We start from the raw sequence: 19,952 nt of genomic DNA on the forward strand, positions 1-19,952 counted from the left end.
GCCTCACAGTTACAACGACTATTGGTCGCCGATCGCGAGGGAGAAACGGGCGGCGTAGACCGTAATCGGTGTCCAGGATTACTTGACCAGTTCAGGCTTGCCCGCGAAGGCCCCCCTTGAAAGCGACGTCGATCCTCAGGGCCTCTTCGCCAGCAAGCTTGGCTCCTACGAAAAGGCTGCGCGACATAGCCGTCTTCGTATGCCTTTAGCGATCAGGCGCCAAAGGCGTCCTTGAGAAACCCCGGGGCGATATAGCGCTGGTAATGGGCTTCGGACAGGAGGAAAAACTCCCGATCGATGGCATCGCGCAATTCCGGCAATTCCCAGTCGCGGAATTCCGGCAGCAACACCATCCCGTAGGCTTCCAGCTGGTTGATCACCCGCGCCCCGCGGGCAATCAGCTGATAGGCCCAGCAATATTCCGACTGGTGCGGCACGAAACGGATCTTGCGTTGCTCCAGCTGCTCACGCAGCCGCTGCGGATCGAAGACTTCCAGCTTGGCCGCCATCACCTGCACCAGCAACTGCTCGAGACGCAGCCACACCGCGCGCTTTTCTTCCTCGTTGTAGCCGTTCCAGTGGATCACTTCATGGTGGAAACGCTTGCAGCCACGGCACACCAGGTCACCGTAGACAGTGGAGCAGAGGCCGACGCAAGGGGTCTTGATGGTCTGATTGGGCATAAATAGGCAATAGGAGGAAAAAAGCGAAACAGGCCCGCATGTTAGCCCTTTGTCTAACATTGATCACCCCTCAAACTTCGGAGGCGAACTTACCTTTAAATTTTTTTTGCCGTAGAATCAGCCAGCCTTTTTAGGCGCCAATGTCCGTTAGAAGCTGTTTTCAAAGCGTCACGAGCACAGTCGTTCCTTCAGAGCGGTGTTGGCGATGGGTCTTTCCAGCGGGGAAAGCCCAGCGCCAACCCTCATCAGCTCCCGTTCTGCAGGCGTAAAACTTTGAAAGCAGCTTCTGTAAGGAATTGTCGGTAATTCTGGCTAAGTGACCCACAACGTCACGCAGCGCATGAGTACGGCAATTTCGGGATGAGCGTCCCGGACACCCATTTGGGACCACTGATGAGGGTAATACTGTGCTTGAAGCCTACCGCAAACATATCGAAGAGCGTGCAGCACTGGGTATCGTTCCCCAGCCGCTAAACGCCGAACAAACTGCAGGCCTGGTCGAGCTGCTGAAGAATCCCCCCGCTGGCGAAGAAGCCTTCCTCGTTGACCTGATCACCAACCGCGTTCCACCAGGAGTCGACGAAGCCGCCTATGTAAAGGCCGGTTTCCTCTCCGCCTTGGCCAAAGGCGAAGCCAAATCCCCTCTGCTGGACAACAAGCGCGCCGTTGAACTGCTGGGCACCATGCAGGGCGGCTACAACATCGTGACCCTGGTCGAGCTGCTGGACGACGCCGAACTGGCTCCGGTCGCGGCCGAACAGCTCAAGCACACCCTGCTGATGTTCGATGCTTTCCACGACGTCGCGGAAAAAGCCAAGAACGGCAACACCCACGCCCAAGGCGTGCTGCAGTCCTGGGCTGACGGCGAGTGGTTCAAGAACCGCCCGGTGCTGGCCGACAAGATCAGCCTGCGCGTGTTCAAGGTCACGGGCGAAACCAACACCGACGACCTGTCCCCTGCCCCGGATGCCTGGTCCCGCCCTGACATCCCGCTGCACGCCCTGGCCATGCTGAAAATGGCCCGTGACGGCATCGTTCCGGACGAGCAAGGCAAGACCGGCCCGATGAAGCAGATCGAAGAAATGCGCGGCCAAGGCTTCCCGATCGCCTACGTGGGCGACGTGGTCGGCACCGGTTCGTCGCGTAAATCGGCGACCAACTCGGTCCTGTGGTTCTTCGGCGACGACGTTCCCTATGTGCCGAACAAGCGCGCAGGCGGCTTCTGCTTCGGCAGCAAGATTGCCCCGATCTTCTACAACACCATGGAAGATGCCGGCGCACTGCCAATCGAATTCGACGTTTCCAACATGCATATGGGCGACGTGATCGACCTGTACCCGCATGCTGGCAAAGTCACCAAGCACAACAGCGACGAAGTCCTGACCACCTTCGAAATGAAGACCCCGGTCCTGCTCGACGAAGTCCGCGCCGGCGGCCGTATCCCGCTGATCATCGGCCGTGGCCTGACCGAGAAGGCTCGCGCCGAACTGGGCCTGCCGCCTTCGGACCTGTTCAAGAAGCCGGAAGCTCCGGCCCAGAGCACCAAGGGCTTCACCCTGGCGCAGAAAATGGTCGGCAAGGCGTGCGGCGTGAAAGGCGTGCGTCCAGGCACCTACTGCGAACCGAAAATGACCACCGTCGGTTCCCAGGACACCACTGGCCCGATGACCCGTGACGAACTGAAGGACCTGGCTTGCCTGGGCTTCTCCACCGACCTGGTGATGCAGTCGTTCTGCCACACCGCGGCCTATCCAAAGCCGATCGACGTCACCACCCACCACACCCTGCCTGACTTCATCATGACCCGTGGCGGCGTGTCCCTGCGTCCGGGCGACGGCATCATCCACAGCTGGCTGAACCGCATGCTGCTGCCGGACACCGTCGGCACCGGTGGCGACTCCCACACCCGCTTCCCGATCGGCATCTCGTTCCCGGCCGGTTCCGGCCTGGTGGCCTTCGCCGCCGCCACTGGCGTCATGCCGCTGGACATGCCGGAATCGATCCTGGTCCGCTTCAAGGGCAAGCTGCAGCCTGGCGTCACCCTGCGTGACCTGGTCCATGCCATCCCTTACTACGCGATCCAGAAAGGCCTGCTGACCGTCGAGAAGAAAGGCAAGAAGAACGCCTTCTCCGGCCGCATCCTGGAGATCGAAGGTCTGGAAACCCTGACCGTCGAGCAAGCCTTCGAACTGTCCGACGCCTCGGCCGAACGTTCGGCTGCCGGTTGCACCATCAAGCTGTCCAAAGAGTCGATCGCCGAGTACCTGCAGTCGAACATCACCCTGCTGCGCTGGATGATCGGCGAAGGCTACGGCGATGCCCGCACCCTGGAGCGTCGCGCCCAGGCGATGGAAGCCTGGCTGGCCAACCCGGAACTGCTGGAAGCCGACAAGGACGCCGAATACGCCGAAGTCATCGAGATCGACCTGGCCGACGTCAAGGAGCCTGTGCTCTGCGCGCCGAACGACCCGGACGACGCTCGCCTGCTCTCCAGCGTTGCTGGCGAGAAGATCGACGAAGTGTTCATCGGCTCCTGCATGACCAACATCGGTCACTTCCGCGCTGCCGGTAAGCTGCTGGATCAGGTCAAGGGCCAGCTGCCAACCCGCCTGTGGCTGTCGCCGCCGACCAAGATGGACGCTCACCAGCTGACCGAGGAAGGCTATTACGGCATCTACGGCAAGGCTGGCGCGCGCATGGAAATGCCGGGCTGCTCGCTGTGCATGGGTAACCAGGCACGCGTCGAGCCGAACTCCACCGTGGTTTCGACTTCGACCCGTAACTTCCCGAACCGCCTGGGTGACGGCGCGAACGTCTACCTGGCTTCGGCCGAGCTGGCATCCGTGGCCTCCATCCTGGGTCGCCTGCCGACCGTCGAGGAGTACATGGAATACGCCGGCAAGATCGACAGCATGGCAGCGGACGTGTACCGCTACCTGAGCTTCGACCAGATCGCCGAGTTCCGTGAGGCTGCTGCGAACGCCAAGATTCCGGTGGTTCAAGCCTAAGGCTGCAAGGCAATGAAGAACGCCGCGTATCCCACGATGATACGCGGCGTTTTTTTATCCCGGCGATTCGCTCGCTAGTCGCTCTGGCACCACACTGCCAGGCTTTTTTCCTACCAGATCTGGTAGTTGTTCGCCCTCCCCGCGCTTGCTAAAAATCATGCCACTGCCAACAGCCCCTGACGCTCTGCCGAACGTCGGATGCTGCCTGCTTGCCATGGCCTTGGGATGACGACTGTCAGCCCGCGCCGAATCGTTCAAAGCGTTCACACGACTATAAAAAAATCCCGCGCACGACAGCCGGATCATGGCTGCCGCGGACTCTTTCGCCCTGTCAAAAGCAACAAATGGAGGTGTGCTATGTGGCGTAACCATTGCGTGATCGAGAAAGCGTTCAACGATTATTGTGTGCATGTCGAACAATTGGGCAGCGACCCGCAGCGCAAGACCGTGCTGCTGGTCAATGGCGCCATGGCCACCACCACGGCCTTCGCCCGCACCAGCCGCTGCCTGGCCGAGCATTTCAATGTGGTGATGTTCGACCTGCCATTCTCCGGCAACTCACGGCCGCACAACCCGGACCAGCGCCTGGTGACCAAGGAAGACGAAGTGGCGATCCTGCTGGCCCTGATCGAGCGCTTCAAGGCCAACCATGTGGTGTCGACTTCCTGGGGCGGCCTGTCCACCCTGCTGGCCCTGGCGCAGAACCCGGCCACGGTGCAAAGCTCGGTAGTGATGTCCTTCACCCCCATTCTCAACCAGCCAATGCTCGACTACGTGAGCGGCGCCCAGGCATTGCTGGCGCAGCAGGACAGCGGCGGGATCGGCCACCTGCTCAACAACACCCTGGGCAAGCATCTGCCGCCGCGCCTGAAGTCCGCCAACCAGCAGCACATGGCCACGCTCGTGGCCGCCGAGCAACATCAGGTGCGTTTTCATATCGAACAAGCGCTCGCGCTCAACCAGGGCAGCTTCCTCCAGCGCCTGGCGACGATCAACAGCCCTGTGCATTTCATCAATGGCGCCTGGGACGAATACACCTCGGCGCAGGACGCCCAGCAGTTCCGGCATTACGTACGCGACTGCAGCTTCGCGGTAGTCGAAGGCAGTGGACATTTTCTCGACCTGGAATCGAAAGCCGCCGCCGACGGCGTGCACCGCGCCCTGCTCGCCGAGCTGCTGCCGAGCGCCCGCGAGCGGGCGGTCGCGGTGGAACCCATGACCCGTTTGCGCTTTGCCTGAGCACCCTGCCCCATCGCCACGCCGGAGACGGCCGGAACACTCAAGGAAGAGCCATGCGGATGATCGCCAGCGGTTTTGCCGGGGAATTTCTTTCCCCTTGCCAGTCAGGAAAACGCATTCGGGACAGGCCGCCATACCGTGACAGATTGCCGCAGGCCGGCCTGGGTCACCAGCCGTCCCCAGGCGTACCACTCCCCGAGTTCCCGGGCCCGCGCCCGGGTGGCCGGAAAAATAGCGACAAACCAGAGCACTTGCGGGTTTTTCTATGAACTTCATGAACATTGACAGCGTATTGCCGTGGTCTAGATTCCCTGACGTGCAAGGAATCAAGGCAAACGCCATGGAAAGACAACAGGATTTCATGCACTGGTGGAACGACCTGCGCATGGAGATGCTCAAGCTACAGGAGAGCGCACAGGTATTTGCGCTGCTGGAACGGGAAATCCAGTACCTGGGGTTTGATTTTTACGCTTACGGGATCCGGCATTCGATCCCTTTCACCCGGCCGAAAACGGAGATCTACGGCTCTTATCCGCAGCCCTGGATGGAGCGCTACCAGCAGCAGAACTACGCCGCGATCGATCCGTCGATCCTCAACGGCCTGCGCTCCACGGAAATGGTGGTGTGGAACGACGTCTTGTTCGGCAAAGGCTCGGTGCTTTGGGGCGAGGCCCAGGACTGGGGTTTGCGGGTGGGCGCTACGGTGCCCATCCGCACGCCCGACGGCGCGCTGAGCGTGTTGTCGGTCGCCCGCCGCAACACCGCCATCAGCGCGGTGGAACGGGAAGTGATCCGCCTGCGCCTGCGCTGCATCATCGAGCTGGCAGCCGGACGGCTCAGCGAGCTCGGGCATTCGAATACCCAGTCCGATCCACAGGAATTGAGCGCGCGCGAGCGGGAAATCCTGCAATGGACGGCCGATGGCAAGAGTTCCGGGGAGATCGCCCTGATCCTGGGCATCTCGGTGAATACCGTGAACTTCCACCTCAAGGTCATCCAGAAGAAATTCGGCGCGGCCAACAAGACCCTGGCCGCCGCCTATGCCGCCGTCCTGGGGCTGATCTGACGCTTTACCCGACGATAAGGATATCGACCCATGATCACTGTGATTTCACGGCATGAAAGCCAGCTTTCGCCGGCGCTTCGTGACGACCTCGGCCGCTATCGCCACGCGGTCTTCATCGAGCAACTGGGCTGGCAACTGCCCTCTAGCAACCACCAGCCCAGACATGAGCTCGACCAGTTCGACCATGCCGACACCCGCTACACCCTGGCATTGGACAGCGAAGAGAAGATCCACGGCTGTGCCCGGCTGCTGCCGACCACCCAGCCTTATCTGCTGTCGGAGGTGTTTGGCTTTCTCTGCGACCGGCCCCTGCCGCGCCAGGACGATACCTGGGAAATCTCGCGCTTTGCCGCCTCGGCGCTGGAACACGGCAAGCTGCCGATGCGGGTGTTCTGGCACACCCTGCACACGGCCTGGACGCTGGGGGCGAATTCGGTGGTGGCGGTGACCACGCCGGCGCTGGAACGCTACTTCCTGCGCCATGGCGTGGCGCTGAGCCGGCTTGGCCAGCCGCAGCGGGTCAACCGCGACCATCTGCTGGCCCTGGATTTTCCGGCCTATCAGAAAAACGGCCGCGCCGCGCTTTATACGCAGTCGGCGGCCGTGGCTTCGCTCAATCAGGCATTTCTGCGCGGCAACCCACCGCCAACGCGCGGTGGGCCGCCGACGGGTCAGGCGCTCAGGGAGTAGACCAGCGCGGTGATTGCCACCAGGCCGACCAGGGTGACGAACACGTTGGAGGCCTGGCCGCGGTAGCGGGCCATGGCCGGTACCTTGCGGATGGCGTACATCGGCATCAGGAACAGGATGGCCGCGATGATCGGGCCACCCAGGGTCTCGATCATGCCCAGGATGCTCGGGTTGAGCGTGGCGACAATCCAGCACACCACCAGCATGAAGGCCGCGGTCATGCGGTCCAGGGCCTTGGCGCCCGGGCGGCGGCCGCTCTTCACGATCAGCCCCTTGAGGCCTTCGCTGGCGCCGATGTAGTGGCCCAGGAACGACTTGGCGATGGCCACGAACGCGATCAGCGGCGCGGCAAAGGCGATGGTCGGGTTGCTGAAGTGGTTGGCCAGGTACGACAGGATCGACAAGTTCTGCGCCTTGGCTTCGGCCAGCTGGGCCGGCGACAGGGTCAGCACGCAGCTGAAGACGAAGAACAGCACCATCGCCACCATCAGCAGGTGGGCACGCGACAGGATCTGCGAGCTGCGCTCTTCGGCGTGCACGCCATACCGACGCTTCTGGTCCACGGCAAAGGCCGAGATGATCGGCGAGTGGTTGAACGAAAACACCATCACCGGAATCGCCAGCCACAAGGTGTGCAGGAACGCCGAAGGTTCGGGCAAGGTGCTGGCGGTGCTGAGGATGCCGCCGTTCCAGTGTGGAACCAGGAACACCGCGAGGAACAGCAAGGCGACGATGAACGGGTAGACCATCAGGCTCATGGCCTTGACGATCACCTGCTCGCCGCAGCGCACCACGGCCAGCAGGCCGAGGATCAGCACCAGCGACAGCACGGCGCGCGGCGGCGGCATGATGTGCAGCTGGTGCTCCATGAAGCTGCCCACGGTATTGGTCAGGGCCACGCTGTAGATCAGCAGGATCGGGAAGATGGCGAAGAAGTACAGCAAGGTGATCAGGGCGCCGGCCTTGATCCCGAAATGTTCTTCCACCACTTCGGTGATGTCCGCTCCGTCCCGTCCGGAAAGTACGAAGCGGGTCAGGCCACGGTGGGCGAAGAAGGTCATCGGGAAGGCCAACAGCGCCAGCACCAGCAGCGGCCAGAAGCCGCCCAGGCCAGCGTTGATCGGCAAAAACAGGGTGCCCGCGCCGATGGCGGTGCCGAACAGGCCCAGCATCCAGGTAGTGTCTTGGCGATTCCAGCTTCCGAGGGTCGCTGGTGCTGCCGCTTCAAAGCGTTGATCAACGCTGTTGGCCTGATCATTCATCCGGTGGGATCTCCACATTCCGGTCATTTGCCACCCGGCCAGGACGCGTCGGAGTACCCGACAAAAAGAGCCATGGCCGAAACAGGGGCGCGATTGTCCGGGATTACTCAGCAGAAGCAAAGGCTTAGCTGAGGAACGGTTTAGCGGTGCAGATGTCTGGGGCGCGGTTTTGCGGCGCCAGAAGCAATCATCCAGCCACAACTTGCGTAGGAGCCAAGCTTGCTGGCGAAGAGGCCCTTGAAGACGACGGGGTTCTTGAGGCCGCCTTCGCGGGCAAGCCTCGCTCCTACGGAATGGGTGATGGCTGGCGATGGCGGGCGTAGGAGCCAAGCTTGCTGGCGAAGAGGCCCTTGAAGATGGCGGGATTCTTGAGGCCGCCTTCGCGGGCAAGCCTCGCTCCTACGGAATGGGTGATGGCGGGTGATGGCGGGCGTAGGGAGCCAAGCTTGCTGGCGAAGGGGCCCTTGAAGACGGCGGGGCTCTTGAGGCCGCCTTCGCGGGCAAGCCTCGCTCCTACGGTATGGATAATGGCGGGCGATGGCTGGCGTAGGAGCCAAGCTTGCCGGCGAAGAGGCCCTTGAAGATGGCGGAACTCTTGAGGCCGCCGGTGGAACCATGGCGGGAAAATCCCGCGACGGCGCCTTGCCAAAGCGCCGTGCGATCCGCAATCTTGAGCACTTGAGTGGTTTGTCACGGCACCGTAGCTCCATGCCCTGCCTGCCGGTTGTCGTCGATGCGCCGTACGCTGTCCATCCCTCTTCAGTCCTTCAGGAGACACGCATGCCCGCCACTGTTCTGGTCCTCGTCGAAACCATCAATGACTACCTGTCGATTCTGGAAAACCAGGGCTTTCACCTGATCCTCGCGCCGACGCCCAGCGAACGGGCGGCCGCCATTCACGCCCATGCCGGGCAGATCAACGCGGTGCTTACCCGCGGTCCGCTGGGCCTGACCGCCGAGGAAATCGCCGCCCTGCCGCATCTGGAAATCATCTGTGTGATCGGCGCCGGCTACGAGCAGGTCGACCTGCAGGCGGCGAGCAACCGCGGGATAGCCGTGACCAACGGTGCCGGGGTCAACGCCTCGTCGGTGGCCGACCATGCCATGGCCCTGCTGTTGTCGCTGGTGCGCGACATTCCCCGTGCCGATGCCGCCGTGCGTCGTGGCGAATGGCCGAAAGTCATGCGCCCTTCCCTGGCCGGCAAGCGCCTGGGGATCCTCGGTCTGGGCGCCGTCGGCCTGGCCATCGCCAAGCGCTGCGCCAACGGCTTCGACATGAGCGTCAGCTATCACAACCGGCAGATCCGCAGCGACGTGCCCTACAGCTTCTGCTCGACCCCGACCGAGTTGGCGCGGCATTCGGACTTTTTGGTCGTGGCCACGCCCGGCGGCATCGGCACTCACCAGCTGGTCGACAAGGCCGTACTGCAGGCCCTGGGCCCCGCGGGTTTCCTGGTGAACATCGCCCGCGCCAGCGTGGTCAACACCGCCGACCTGCTGCACGCCCTGGAGCAACGCAGCATCGCCGGCGCGGCCCTGGATGTGTTCGACGACGAGCCGCGGGTGCCGGATGCCTTGAAGCCCCTGAACAATGTGGTGCTGACGCCACACGTCGCCGGGCTGTCGCCGGAAGCGACCCAGGCCACGGTGGAACTGGTGGGCAAGAACCTGACGGCGCACTTCAACGGCCAGCCGCTGTTGACCCCGATCGCCCTGCCGGCCCCGAACTGAACCAGGCGCCGCCCAGGCCATGCCTCGCGCTGGGCGCCATCGGCCGCTCTGCGGAAACAGCGCCGGGCGCCGCTCCGCTCGCAATGCTCATTCAGGCCCCGGGAACTGGACTAGAGTGAAGCCGGGGCCTTTCAAACGCTTGTATCAAAAGCAATGATTGCCCGGCAACACGCTCACCTATAAAGGCCTTCGGCGATTGTGGCCCCCAGGTGGGCGCATTAGATTAGCCAATAATCTCTGGCCTCCAGAATAAGCAGAAGGGATAAGCATGGCGCTTACTGACCAGTCCACCCGCACTCGCTCCGGCGAGGAACTCGATGCCAACCTGATCGATCCGTATCTCAAGGCGCACATTCCGGGCCTGACCGGCACCCCGCGGATCAGCCAGTTTCCGGGCGGTGCTTCGAACCTGACCTACCTGCTGGAATACCCGGGACAGGAATTCGTCCTGCGCCGCCCGCCCTTCGGCCACAAGGCCAAGTCGGCCCACGACATGGGCCGCGAATACCGCATTCTCAACCAACTCAAGGACGGCTTTCCGTATTGCCCGAAAGCCTACGTGCACTGCACCGACGAATCGGTGATCGGCGCCGAGTTCTATGTGATGGAACGGGTCAAGGGCATCATCCTGCGCTCCGACCTGCCGCCGGAACTGGGTTTCGACGCGGTCAGGACCGAAGCCCTGTGCAAGAGCTTTATCGACAAGTTCGTCGAACTGCACCGCGTCGACTACCAGGCCTGCGGCCTCAGCGACCTGGGCAAGCCCGAAGGTTATGTGCAGCGCCAGATCAAGGGTTGGAGCGACCGCTACGAGAAAGCCCTGACCCCTGATGCGCCGAAGTGGGAAGCGGTCAAGGCCTGGCTCAACGACAAGATGCCGGCCGATCACCCGACCTCGAGCATCGTGCACAACGACTACCGCTTCGACAACGTGATCCTCGACCCGGCCAACCCGATGCAGATCATCGGCGTGCTGGACTGGGAACTGACCACCCTCGGCGACCCGCTGATGGACCTGGGCAACACCCTGGCCTACTGGATCGAGGCCAGCGACCCGGCGCCGGTGCAACTGATGCGCCGCCAGCCGAGCAACGCCCCGGGCATGCTGACCCGCCAGCAGTTCGTCGACTACTACGCCGAACGCGCCGGCATCCAGATCGGCAACTTCGACTTCTACTACACCTACGGCCTGTTCCGCCTGGCCGGCATCGTGCAGCAGATCTACTACCGCTTCTTCCATGGCCAGACCCAGGACAAACGCTTCGCGCAGTTCATTCACATGAACAAGTTGCTGGAGCAGATGAGCCTGCAAGTCATCGACAAATCCAGCCTCTGACCGCGGCCCCGATCGCTCCCAAGGCCCCATAACAAGGAAAAACCATGTCCAAGACTCAGTTGTTCGACCTCGACGGCAAGATCGCTTTCGTCTCTGGCGCCAGCCGCGGCATCGGTGAAGCCATCGCCAAGCTGCTGGCCCAGCAAGGCGCCCATGTAATCGTCTCGAGCCGCAAGCTCGAAGGCTGCCAGCATGTGGCCGACGCGATCGTCGCCGCCGGCGGCAAGGCCACCGCCATCGCCTGCCATATCGGCGAGATGGAGCAGATCAGCCAGGTATTCGCCAACATCCGCGAACAGTTCGGGCGCCTGGACATCCTGGTCAACAACGCCGCCACCAACCCGCAATTCTGCAACGTGCTGGACACTGACCTGGGTGCCTTCCAGAAAACCGTCGACGTGAACATCCGCGGCTATTTCTTCATGTCGGTGGAAGCCGGCAAGCTGATGCGCGACAACGGCGGCGGCAGCATCATCAACGTGGCCTCGATCAACGGCGTGTCGCCCGGCATCTTCCAGGGCATCTACTCGGTGACCAAGGCGGCGGTGATTAACATGACCAAGGTCTTCGCCAAGGAATGCGCGCAGTTCGGCATCCGCTGCAACGCCCTGCTGCCGGGCCTGACCGACACCAAGTTCGCCTCGGCGCTGGTGAAGAACGACGCCATCCTCAAGACCGCCCTGGCGCAGATCCCCCTCAAGCGCGTGGCCGACCCGAGCGAAATGGCCGGCGCCGTGCTCTACCTGGCCAGCGATGCCTCGAGCTACACCACGGGCGTAGCGCTGAACGTGGACGGCGGCTTCCTTTCCTGACCCTCTCTTCGCCACAAAAAAAGGCAGCCTGCGGGCTGCCTTTTTCATGTCCGCCAAGCCAGCCGCAGGAGCGAAGCTTGCTCGCGAATGGGGCGCGCAGCGGCCCAATGGCGGCGGCACTGCATGTGCCCTTTCGCGAGCAAGCTTCGCTCCTACGTATAGGCGTCGCCATATAGGCGTCGCTGGAGAAATGAATATTTATTCCACCAATTGCAATTAGGGAATATTTATTCCATAAATAGTCTTCCTTACAACAACAATTCTGCAAGGGGTCCGGCTATGGGTGAACTGGGAATAGGCTTGATCGGCACCGGCTTCATGGGGCGAGCCCATGCGCTGGCGTTCCGCAATGTCAGCGCGGTGTTCGAGTTGCCGGTGCGCCTGCACCTGGCGGCGCTGGCCGATGCCGACAGCCAGCGCGCCGAGCACTGCGCCGCGGCCTGGGGTTTTGCCCGAGCCCATGGCGACTGGCAACGGTTGATCGACGACCCGGCGGTCGACCTGGTTGCGATCACCACGCCCAACCACCTGCACTTTCCCATGGCCATGGCCGCGCTGAAGGCCGGCAAGGCGGTGTATTGCGAAAAGCCCCTGGCGGTCAGCGTCGAACAGGCGCAGCAGATGCAGCAAGCGGCGAAGGCCGCCGGGGTGGTCACCCGGGTCGGCTACAACTATCAGCACAACCCGATGATCGTGCAGGCCAAGGCGCTGATCGACAGCGGCGAACTGGGGGAAATCGTCAGCTTCCAGGGTGAGTTCAGCGAAGACTTCATGGCCGCCCCCTCCTCGCCCTTCTCCTGGCGCTGCGACCCGCAGCATGCCGGCGGCGCCCTGGCCGACCTGGGCAGCCATTTGCTGGCTATGGCGCGGTATCTGCTGGGCGATATCGAGGCGGTCTGCGCCGACACCCAGACCGTGCACCACCAGCGCCCGGCCAGCGCCGGCAGCCACGAGCGGCGCCCGATCGCCGTGGACGACCAGGCCCACGCCCTGCTGCGCTTTGCCAGCGGCGCTCGCGGCACCTGCAGCAGCAGTTGGCTCAAGCACGGCTACAAGAACCACCTGAGTTTCGAGATCAGCGGCACCCGCGGCACCCTGGCCTTCGACCAGGAACGCCTCAACGAACTGCGCCTGTACCGGGCCGGCGATAGCGGCTTCCAGCGCCTGCTGGCCGGGCCCGCCCTGCCCGGCTACGCCGCCTTCAGCCCGGCCCCGGGGCATCAACTGGGCTACAACGAACTCAAGACCCTGGAAGTACACGAACTGATCATGGCCCTCGGCGGCCACGGGCAAGGCGGGACCGATTTTGCCGAGGCCTTGCAGGTCGAGCGCCTGGCGGCGGCGATCCGCCTTGCCGCCGCCGAACAGCGCTGGGTGACCCTGTAGCCTGCTGAGCCAAGGCGAAGCTGCGAAAAGGTCCGCAGGATCTTGCTGGCGGCCTCAGGATCGCGGCGTCTGCTGCGCAGCCGTTCGCAACCTGCGGCAGCGGCTACAGGGGTAATGCCGCTAGGCGTACGGCCAGAGCCTTGGCTTGCAGGGCCACATCGGTCACCGCGGTGCTTTCCCACCACATGCCGCGCAACGGCGGGCCCATGGCGAACAGCCGGCTGGCGACCTGCCCCTGGGCATCCACCACCGCGCCACCGGGGTCGGCACAGATTCCCAGGGCCAGCGGCCCCGGCTGGATCAGGCCGCGGGCCAGCAACTGTTGCGGCAAGGGCCGAGCGACCCGGCGCCAGTCGTATTCGATGCCGCTGGAATTGATCAGCGCATCGCCGACGACCCAACCGGTGTGCGCTTCGCCACGGCGGCGGATGCAAATCGCCAGGCGCCCACCCGCCGAGGGCTGCAACCCTTTGAAGGACGCGGCATGGATGCGCAACCGCCCTTCGCCGTGCAATCGCGCCACCAACTCGGCGCTCAAGGGCGGCGAACGGTGATGATGGCTTTCCCACCAGGGCCGCACATGGCGCACGAACTGCCGGCGCTGCACATCCGTGGCCTGGCTCCACAAACGCCCGATATGCGCGCGCACGGTGTCCAGCGGCGCCTGCCAGTCCACGCCGGCCACCAGCGCCGCGCGGCATTGTCCACGCAACGCGCGCAGCAACTGGCGCGGGGTGCGCAGGCTTGGATCCTCGGCGAGAAAATCCACCCAGGCCGGTGGCTGGCGCCGCACGTGGGGCAACAGGCCGTGACGCGAGAACACCTCAATCGGCCCACGATGTCCGGCCTGCTCCAACGACACCACGGCATCGACCATGGTCAGCCCGGAACCGATGATCAGCACGGTCGCCTGCGGGTCGAGTTGCGCCATGGCCGACACATCCCAGGGATCGACCGCCGCGGCGTTGAGGCCGCTGGACTGGGTCTGCGGCGTGCGCGCCGCCGGAAACATGCCGGTGGCCAGCACGGCGCATGCGCCGCGCAGTTGCTGGCCGTCATCCAGGCTCAGCAAGGCTGAGTCGGCAGCGACCTGCAGGTCCACCACCTCGGCGCGCACATGTTCCACCGTCGAACCCTGCTGGGCACCGATCGCCTGGGCCTCGGCCAACCGCTGCTGCACGTACAGGCCGAAGATCCCACGGGGCGGGAACAGCTCGCTGATCGGCACAGGCTGCTGCTTGGACTCCGGCCAGCCGCCGGCGGCGATGTAGTCGGTCAGCCACTGGGTCAGGTCGTCGGCATTGTCCGGGTCGACGCTCATGCGCGCGGCGTTGCCGTTCAGGGTGTGGCCCAGCTCGACGGCGCTGTAGGCCTCGCCGCGCCCCAGTTCGCTACGCGGTTCGATCACCAGCACCTGGCGCCGGCCCGGCAGGCGCAGCAGGTGTGCGGCGAGCAAGGCGCCGCTCAGGCCGCCCCCGACAATCAGCACATCGGCGTCACGGATGGCGCCGGTCGCCTGTCCGTCGTGTGTTTGGCTCATGCAGTTCTCACGGGTCAGTATCTGCCTGGGTAGAAGTCGCGCGGATCGCCCCGGGCCAGCCGCTCATTGGCCGTTCGGAGCATGCCACGCGCCCGGTATCGAGGCCTTGGAGGCGTACTTGTGCGCCACATTAATAGTTTGTTCGGCGATCCGAAAGCGCGCTCGCGCCTGGCTGGATGGCAACCTCCGTAGCCGCTGCCGCGGGCTGCGATCGACCGGAACGGTCGCGACGGTGCTCCCGCATATTGCAGATCGCAGCCAGCGGCAGCGGCTACAGGGAAGGCTCCCGCACCGAAGCCACCTCCCGCGCCTGCCGGTGCAAGGCCGCCAGGTCGCGATAGGCGCTGCCCGGGTGATTGCGCGGCAAGCGCGGCCCGGCGCCGAACAGCTTCTCGCGCAAGGTGCCGGGGGCGTATTCGGTCTTGTACACACCGCGCTTCTGCAGCTCCGGCACCAGCAACTCGACGGCGTCGACAAAGGTCTCGTGGGTCAGCGCATAGGCCAGGTTGAAGCCGTCGACATCGGTGTCCTCGACCCACTCCTGGAGCAGGTCGGCCACGGTCTCCGGGCTGCCGACGAACAGCGGGCCAAAGCCGCCGATGCCGACCCAGTCCGCCAGCTCATGGGGCGTCCAGACCTTGTTCGGGTCGGCGCTGGAGAAGGCTTCCACCGCCGACTGGATGGCGTTGGTGTGCACATGCTTGAGTGGCTCGTCGGGCCTGAACTGGCTGAAGTCGATGCCGGTCCAGCCGGAAATCAGCGCCATGGCGCCTTCGTAGCTGACCCAGGACTTGTATTCCTCGAACTTGGCCCTGGCCTTGGCGTCGGTCTCGCCGAGGATCACCGTCTGCAGGTTGAAAATCAGGATCTGCGCCGGGTCGCGCCCGGCCTCGGCGGCCCGGCGGCGGATATCGGCCACGGTCTTCTTCAGCAGCACCCTGGACGGCGCGGCGACAAACACGCACTCGGCCTGCTCGGCGGCGAACTGCTTGCCGCGGCTCGACGCGCCGGCCTGGTAAAGCACCGGGGTGCGTTGCGGTGAAGGCTCGCAGAGGTGGATGCCCGGGACCTGGAAGTGCTGGCCGAAGTGCCGGATCTCATGGATCTTGCTCGGGTCGCTGAAAATCCGCCGCTCCCGGTCGCGCAGCACCGCGCCCTCTTCCCAACTGCCTTCCCAGAGCTTGTAGCAAACCTCTAGGTATTCCTCGGCGTAGTCGTAGCGGGCGTCGTGCTCGGCCTGGGTTTTCTGCCCTAGGTTCCTGGCCCCGCTTTCCAGGTAGGAGGTGACGATATTCCAGCCAGCGCGGCCGCGGGTCAGGTGGTCGAGGGTCGAAAGACGCCGGGCAAAGGGATAAGGATGCTCGAACGACAGCGACGCGGTCAGGCCGAAGCCCAGGTGCTCGGTGACCAGGGCCATGGGCGGGATCAGTTGCAGCGGGTCGTTGACCGGTACCTGGGCCGCCTGGCGGATCGCCGCCTGGCCGTTGCCCTGGTAGACGTCGTAGATGCCCAGCACATCGGCGATAAACAGGCCGTCGAACTTGCCGCGTTCGAGGATCCGCGCCAGGTCGGTCCAGTATTCGAGGTCCTTGTATTGCCAGGAGCGATCCCGCGGATGCGCCCACAGGCCCGGCGACTGGTGGCCGACGCAGTTCATGTCGAACGCGTTGAGACGGATTTCCCGAGGCATCAAACAGCACTCCTGAAGCTGGGCGGCACCACGCCGTTGAGGCGGTAGTTGCCGATCAACGAGTATTTCCAGCGCAACGGCCCATCCAGCTCAGCGGGCAGCGGGCTGCGCTGGCCGCTCAGCTCGAACTCGGCGTTGCTCACCGCGAGCAGCGCCTCGCGGCTGGCGATGGCCGCCTCGGCCTGGGCCACGCCGATTTCGGCGACATCGCCCGCGCTGGCGAGCAAAGCCTGCGCCCGTTCCTGCAAGGCAGCGGCGACTTCGATGCGGATCAGCAGGTCGCCAAAGCGGCTGATCACATAAGGGTCGTCGCTGGCCCTGGCCACGCCGCTACCGGGCCAGGGCTTGGCCTGTTCACGAACAAACTCGAGGGTCGACTGCAGCAGCTCGCGGGCGCGGCGCAGTTCGTCGAGGCGTGGCTCGGACTGTTCATGGGCGCGCTTGTCATGGGCGGCCGCTTGGCTCAATGCATTCATGGGGCGATTCCTCAGTTCCAGGCGTGGCGGGCGGGCTTGATGCCGTTGAGCAGGAAGTTGCCGATCAGGTGGTATTTCCAGCGTGCCGGGTCGTGCAGGGTGTGGGTCCGCGCGTTGCGCCAGTAACGGTCGAGGTTGTACTTGCCGAGCACCGAGCGGGTGCCGGCCAGTTCGAACAGCTTGCTGCTGGCGAGCAAGGCGCTTTCCGTCGACAGCACCTTGGCCTGCGCCACCACCACCGAGGCCTGGGCCACCGTGTCTTCGTTGGGTTCACGCAACGCCCGGTCGATGGCCCGCCCGGCTTTTTCCAGGATCGCCTCGGCGCCGTGCACCCGCCATTCCAGGTCGCCGATGGCGGCAATGGTGAACGGGTCCTGCCAGCCATGGTCCTGGCCGCTGTCGATCCAGGGCCGCGACTGGCGCGCATGGCGCTTGGCCTCTTCCAGGGCGCCGAGCGCCAGGCCGGTGTCCACCGCCGCCTGGATGATCTGCGAGATCGGCCCGTCGGCGGTGGGCTGGTCGAACGCGCGATGGGCCGGGATCACCGCGCTCAGCGGCACCTGCACCGCATCGAGGGTGACGCCGCCGCTGGCCGTGGTGCGCTGGCCGAAACCGTCCCAGCTGTCGATCACCGTCAGGCCGGGGTTGTCGCGCTCGATAAAGGCGATGAATGCGTTGTTCTGCTCGTCGACCGCCACCGCCGGCACAAGATGGGCGAACAAGGCGCCGGTGCAGTAGAACTTCTCGCCATCGATCCGCGCGCCGTCGGCGTTGAAGCGGATGCGCGTCTCGAAGGCGCCGACATGCTTGCTGCCGGCCTCGGAGAACGCATTGCCGAAGCGATAACCCTGCAGCACCTTGGCGAAGTAGTAGCGCTTCTGCTCTTCGCTGGCGGTCTGCAACAGGATGTCGAGCACGCCCAGGTGGTTCTGCGGCAGCTGGCCGAGGGACGAGTCGGCGGCGGAAATGATCTTGATCACCTCCGCCACCGTCACGTAGGACACCCCGGCGCCTCCGTAGTCCTTGGGAATGGTGATGCCCCACAGGCCGCTGGCGGAAAACTCGTCCAGCTCGGCGAATGGCAGGCGCCGCTCGCGATCGCGCACGCTGGCCTCGACCGCGAAACGTTCGGCCAAGGTCCGGGCGACGGCAATCGCCTCGGCGTCGGAGCGGATGATGTGGGCGGTTCGGGTGGGTTGAGCAGAGGTTGTCATGGCCGACTCCAGGTCCTGTCGAATGCGGAAGATCCGTTCCAGGCTGGAGATTGCAGAAGTCGTGCCGAAGACTATAAGTCTTAAAAATCAGTTAGTTGTGACTTATCCATAAGAAAGAACATAAAGCGAAAACAGGCAAAATGTTCAAGCACTGTTGCCCCGGCAACAGTGCTCAGATCACCACGTTGCGCACAAAACGCACCGCCACCGCCCCATCGTTGCGATAGGCATGCGGCAGGTTGCTGGCAAACATGAAGAACTCGCCAGTGTCCAGGTGCCGCTCCTGCTCGCCCAGAACCAGGGTCAAGCTGCCCTCGAAGACATACAGCTGTTCGCTCCAGCCCTCGGCATCCGGTTCCGACAGGTATTGCTCGCCCGGCTCCAGGCGCCACTCCCACAGTTCCACTTCGCGACAGGCATTGGCCTTGGCCAGCAACACCGCCTTGCTCCCGGGAATCAGACCGGCCCAGGCCAGCTCGTTGATCCGGCTCGGGTCGCGGGCATCGGGGGCCTGGATCAGGTCGCTGAAAGCCACGTCCAGGGCTTCGGCCACGCGGTCCAGGGTGCTGAGGCTGACATTCTTCTCACCGGCCTCGATGGCCACCAGCATGCGCCGGCTGACCCCGGACTTTTCCGCCAGGGCGCTCTGGCTCAGCTCGGCGGCGTGGCGCAGGCGCCGGACGTTGTGACTGACATGCTGCAGCACGGAAGCGCGCTGCCCGGGATCTTTGTGCACTATATTGCTCACTGTATGGATTTGCGCAGTATACTGCCCAACTTCGCGGCGCATTGTGCGGCCGCCCCGGGTAGCGCGCAAGGGCATGACGTCGGTGAACTCCTCCAAACCTTCCTCCTTCTTCCTCAAACTGAGCAAAGCCGAATGCGTGCTGGTGCTGATCACCATGGTCTGGGGCGGTACCTTTCTCACCGTGCAGCACGCCATGACCGTCAGCGGCCCGATGTTCTTCGTCGGCCTGCGCTTTGCCGCGGCGGCTTGCATCGTCGGGCTGTTTTCCCTGCGCAGCCTGCGCGGGCTGACGTTGTTCGAACTCAAGGCCGGGGTCTTCATCGGCACCGCCATCATGCTCGGCTACGGCCTGCAGACGGTGGGCCTGCAAACCATTCCCAGCAGCCAGTCGGCCTTTATCACCGCGCTGTACGTGCCCTTCGTACCGCTGCTGCAATGGCTGTTCATGGGCAAGCGCCCGGGGCTGATGCCGAGCATCGGCATCATGCTGGCCTTCACCGGCCTGATGCTGCTCTCCGGGCCCAGCGGCGCCGCGCTGGATTTCAGCCCGGGAGAAATCGCCACCCTGATCAGCACCGTGGCCATCGCCGCGGAAATCATCCTGATCAGCACTTACGCCGGGCAGGTCGATGTGCGCCGGGTCACCGTGGTGCAACTGGCCGCGACTTCGGTGCTGTCATTCCTGATGGTGGTGCCGACCCAGGAAGCCATCCCGGACTTCTCCTGGCTGCTGCTGGCCAGCGCCCTGGGCCTGGGCGCCGCCAGCGCGGCGATCCAGGTGGCGATGAACTGGGCACAGAAAAGCGTCTCGCCAACCCGCGCCACCCTGATCTACGCCGGCGAACCGGTATGGGCCGGGCTGGTCGGACGCATCGCCGGCGAACGCCTGCCGGCCCTCGCCCTGCTGGGCGGCGCGCTGATCGTCGCGGCGGTAATCGTCAGCGAACTGAAGACCAAGGGGAAGAATGGCGAGGTGGTCGAGGCGGATCGGCTGGATGAGACCGCGGACTCGCAACGCTGAGCCAGGGCCTGTACGAAAAGTCAGCGAAGGCGCCCGGCACAGCCACTTTT

Annotated in this window: 15 protein-coding genes and 1 pseudogene; 9 read left to right on the forward strand and 7 right to left on the reverse strand. The window is 64.1% G+C overall.

Annotation, left to right across the window (positions count from 1 at the left end; translation table 11 throughout):
• Positions 1-212 precede the first annotated feature (212 nt).
• Positions 213-683, reverse strand: coding sequence for a DUF1289 domain-containing protein (locus BLV20_RS22365; RefSeq protein WP_025809403.1), 471 nt, complete (start codon positions 681-683; stop codon positions 213-215).
• A gap of 407 nt (positions 684-1,090) precedes the next feature.
• Here BLV20_RS22365 and acnB point away from each other — a divergent pair, with 407 nt between their 5' ends.
• The 4 genes from acnB to BLV20_RS22385 all read left to right on the forward strand — a co-directional run bounded on the left by acnB (position 1,091) and on the right by BLV20_RS22385 (position 6,686).
• Positions 1,091-3,691 carry a bifunctional aconitate hydratase 2/2-methylisocitrate dehydratase gene (gene acnB, locus BLV20_RS22370; protein ID WP_092304631.1) on the forward strand — a complete coding sequence of 867 codons (2,601 nt, stop codon included), beginning with the start codon at positions 1,091-1,093 and terminating at the stop codon, positions 3,689-3,691.
• Positions 3,692-4,048: 357 nt separating this feature from the next.
• Entirely contained in the window at positions 4,049-4,930 is an 882-nt protein-coding gene (locus BLV20_RS22375; protein ID WP_092304632.1) for an alpha/beta fold hydrolase, read from the forward strand.
• A 340-nt stretch (positions 4,931-5,270) separates the two neighbouring features.
• Positions 5,271-5,996 carry an autoinducer binding domain-containing protein gene (locus BLV20_RS22380; RefSeq protein WP_092304633.1) on the forward strand — a complete coding sequence of 242 codons (726 nt, stop codon included), beginning with the start codon at positions 5,271-5,273 and terminating at the stop codon, positions 5,994-5,996.
• Between the two features lie 30 nt (positions 5,997-6,026).
• Positions 6,027-6,686 (forward strand): acyl-homoserine-lactone synthase, encoded by a 660-nt coding sequence (locus BLV20_RS22385; RefSeq protein WP_092304634.1) that lies wholly within the window; start codon positions 6,027-6,029, stop codon positions 6,684-6,686.
• On the opposite strand, the gene BLV20_RS22390 is transcribed toward BLV20_RS22385, so the two are convergent.
• Positions 6,668-7,948: a serine/threonine transporter gene (locus tag BLV20_RS22390; RefSeq protein WP_092304635.1), complete on the reverse strand. Its 1,281-nt coding sequence runs from the start codon at positions 7,946-7,948 to the stop codon at positions 6,668-6,670. The two genes, BLV20_RS22385 and BLV20_RS22390, sit on opposite strands and share 19 nt — an antisense overlap.
• 780 nt (positions 7,949-8,728) lie before the next feature.
• Here BLV20_RS22390 and BLV20_RS22395 point away from each other — a divergent pair.
• The 4 genes from BLV20_RS22395 to BLV20_RS22410 all read left to right on the forward strand — a co-directional run bounded on the left by BLV20_RS22395 (position 8,729) and on the right by BLV20_RS22410 (position 13,213).
• On the forward strand, positions 8,729-9,679 hold the full coding sequence (locus BLV20_RS22395; RefSeq protein ID WP_092304636.1) for a 2-hydroxyacid dehydrogenase: 951 nt from the start codon (positions 8,729-8,731) through the stop codon (positions 9,677-9,679).
• 268 nt (positions 9,680-9,947) lie between these two features.
• Positions 9,948-11,015, forward strand: a complete 1,068-nt coding sequence (locus tag BLV20_RS22400) for a phosphotransferase family protein (protein WP_092304637.1) — start codon at positions 9,948-9,950, stop codon at positions 11,013-11,015.
• Between the two features lie 44 nt (positions 11,016-11,059).
• Complete coding sequence (locus BLV20_RS22405) at positions 11,060-11,827, forward strand: SDR family oxidoreductase (RefSeq protein ID WP_092304638.1); 768 nt, start codon at positions 11,060-11,062, stop codon at positions 11,825-11,827.
• 279 nt (positions 11,828-12,106) lie between these two features.
• Complete coding sequence (locus tag BLV20_RS22410; protein ID WP_092304639.1) at positions 12,107-13,213, forward strand: Gfo/Idh/MocA family protein; 1,107 nt, start codon at positions 12,107-12,109, stop codon at positions 13,211-13,213.
• A 103-nt stretch (positions 13,214-13,316) separates the two neighbouring features.
• On the opposite strand, the gene BLV20_RS22415 is transcribed toward BLV20_RS22410, so the two are convergent.
• The 5 genes from BLV20_RS22415 to BLV20_RS22435 all read right to left on the reverse strand — a co-directional run bounded on the left by BLV20_RS22415 (position 13,317) and on the right by BLV20_RS22435 (position 18,869).
• Positions 13,317-14,753, reverse strand: coding sequence for an FAD/NAD(P)-binding protein (locus BLV20_RS22415; RefSeq protein WP_092304640.1), 1,437 nt, complete (start codon positions 14,751-14,753; stop codon positions 13,317-13,319).
• Between the two features lie 271 nt (positions 14,754-15,024).
• Positions 15,025-16,443, reverse strand: coding sequence for an LLM class flavin-dependent oxidoreductase (locus BLV20_RS22420; RefSeq protein WP_092304641.1), 1,419 nt, complete (start codon positions 16,441-16,443; stop codon positions 15,025-15,027).
• Positions 16,443-16,919 (reverse strand): acyl-CoA dehydrogenase, encoded by a 477-nt coding sequence (locus tag BLV20_RS22425; RefSeq protein ID WP_092304642.1) that lies wholly within the window; start codon positions 16,917-16,919, stop codon positions 16,443-16,445. Before BLV20_RS22425 ends, BLV20_RS22420 begins: the two co-directional genes overlap by 1 nt.
• An 11-nt stretch (positions 16,920-16,930) precedes the next feature.
• A complete protein-coding gene (locus BLV20_RS22430) occupies positions 16,931-18,133 on the reverse strand; it encodes an SfnB family sulfur acquisition oxidoreductase (RefSeq protein ID WP_092304643.1) in 1,203 nt (400 codons plus the stop codon).
• Positions 18,134-18,305: 172 nt separating this feature from the next.
• A complete protein-coding gene (locus BLV20_RS22435) occupies positions 18,306-18,869 on the reverse strand; it encodes a helix-turn-helix domain-containing protein (protein WP_092304802.1) in 564 nt (187 codons plus the stop codon).
• Between the two features lie 15 nt (positions 18,870-18,884).
• Between BLV20_RS22435 and BLV20_RS22440 the strand changes: the two are divergent.
• Positions 18,885-19,902 (forward strand): annotated as a pseudogene (locus BLV20_RS22440) (DMT family transporter).
• Positions 19,903-19,952 lie beyond the last annotated feature (50 nt).

Source organism: Pseudomonas sp. NFIX28 (assembly GCF_900107395.1).
Taxonomy (GTDB): Bacteria; Pseudomonadota; Gammaproteobacteria; order Pseudomonadales; family Pseudomonadaceae; genus Aquipseudomonas.

Coding starts and splice junctions, on each gene's coding strand:
- BLV20_RS22365 (WP_025809403.1), bottom strand. CDS start 683: ATGCCCAATCAGACCATCAAGACCCCTTGCGTCGGCCTCTGCTCCACT.
- BLV20_RS22375 (WP_092304632.1), top strand. CDS start 4,049: ATGTGGCGTAACCATTGCGTGATCGAGAAAGCGTTCAACGATTATTGT.
- BLV20_RS22380 (WP_092304633.1), top strand. CDS start 5,271: ATGGAAAGACAACAGGATTTCATGCACTGGTGGAACGACCTGCGCATG.
- BLV20_RS22385 (WP_092304634.1), top strand. CDS start 6,027: ATGATCACTGTGATTTCACGGCATGAAAGCCAGCTTTCGCCGGCGCTT.
- BLV20_RS22390 (WP_092304635.1), bottom strand. CDS start 7,948: ATGAATGATCAGGCCAACAGCGTTGATCAACGCTTTGAAGCGGCAGCA.
- BLV20_RS22395 (WP_092304636.1), top strand. CDS start 8,729: ATGCCCGCCACTGTTCTGGTCCTCGTCGAAACCATCAATGACTACCTG.
- BLV20_RS22400 (WP_092304637.1), top strand. CDS start 9,948: ATGGCGCTTACTGACCAGTCCACCCGCACTCGCTCCGGCGAGGAACTC.
- BLV20_RS22405 (WP_092304638.1), top strand. CDS start 11,060: ATGTCCAAGACTCAGTTGTTCGACCTCGACGGCAAGATCGCTTTCGTC.
- BLV20_RS22410 (WP_092304639.1), top strand. CDS start 12,107: ATGGGTGAACTGGGAATAGGCTTGATCGGCACCGGCTTCATGGGGCGA.
- BLV20_RS22415 (WP_092304640.1), bottom strand. CDS start 14,753: ATGAGCCAAACACACGACGGACAGGCGACCGGCGCCATCCGTGACGCC.
- BLV20_RS22420 (WP_092304641.1), bottom strand. CDS start 16,443: ATGCCTCGGGAAATCCGTCTCAACGCGTTCGACATGAACTGCGTCGGC.
- BLV20_RS22425 (WP_092304642.1), bottom strand. CDS start 16,919: ATGAATGCATTGAGCCAAGCGGCCGCCCATGACAAGCGCGCCCATGAA.
- BLV20_RS22430 (WP_092304643.1), bottom strand. CDS start 18,133: ATGACAACCTCTGCTCAACCCACCCGAACCGCCCACATCATCCGCTCC.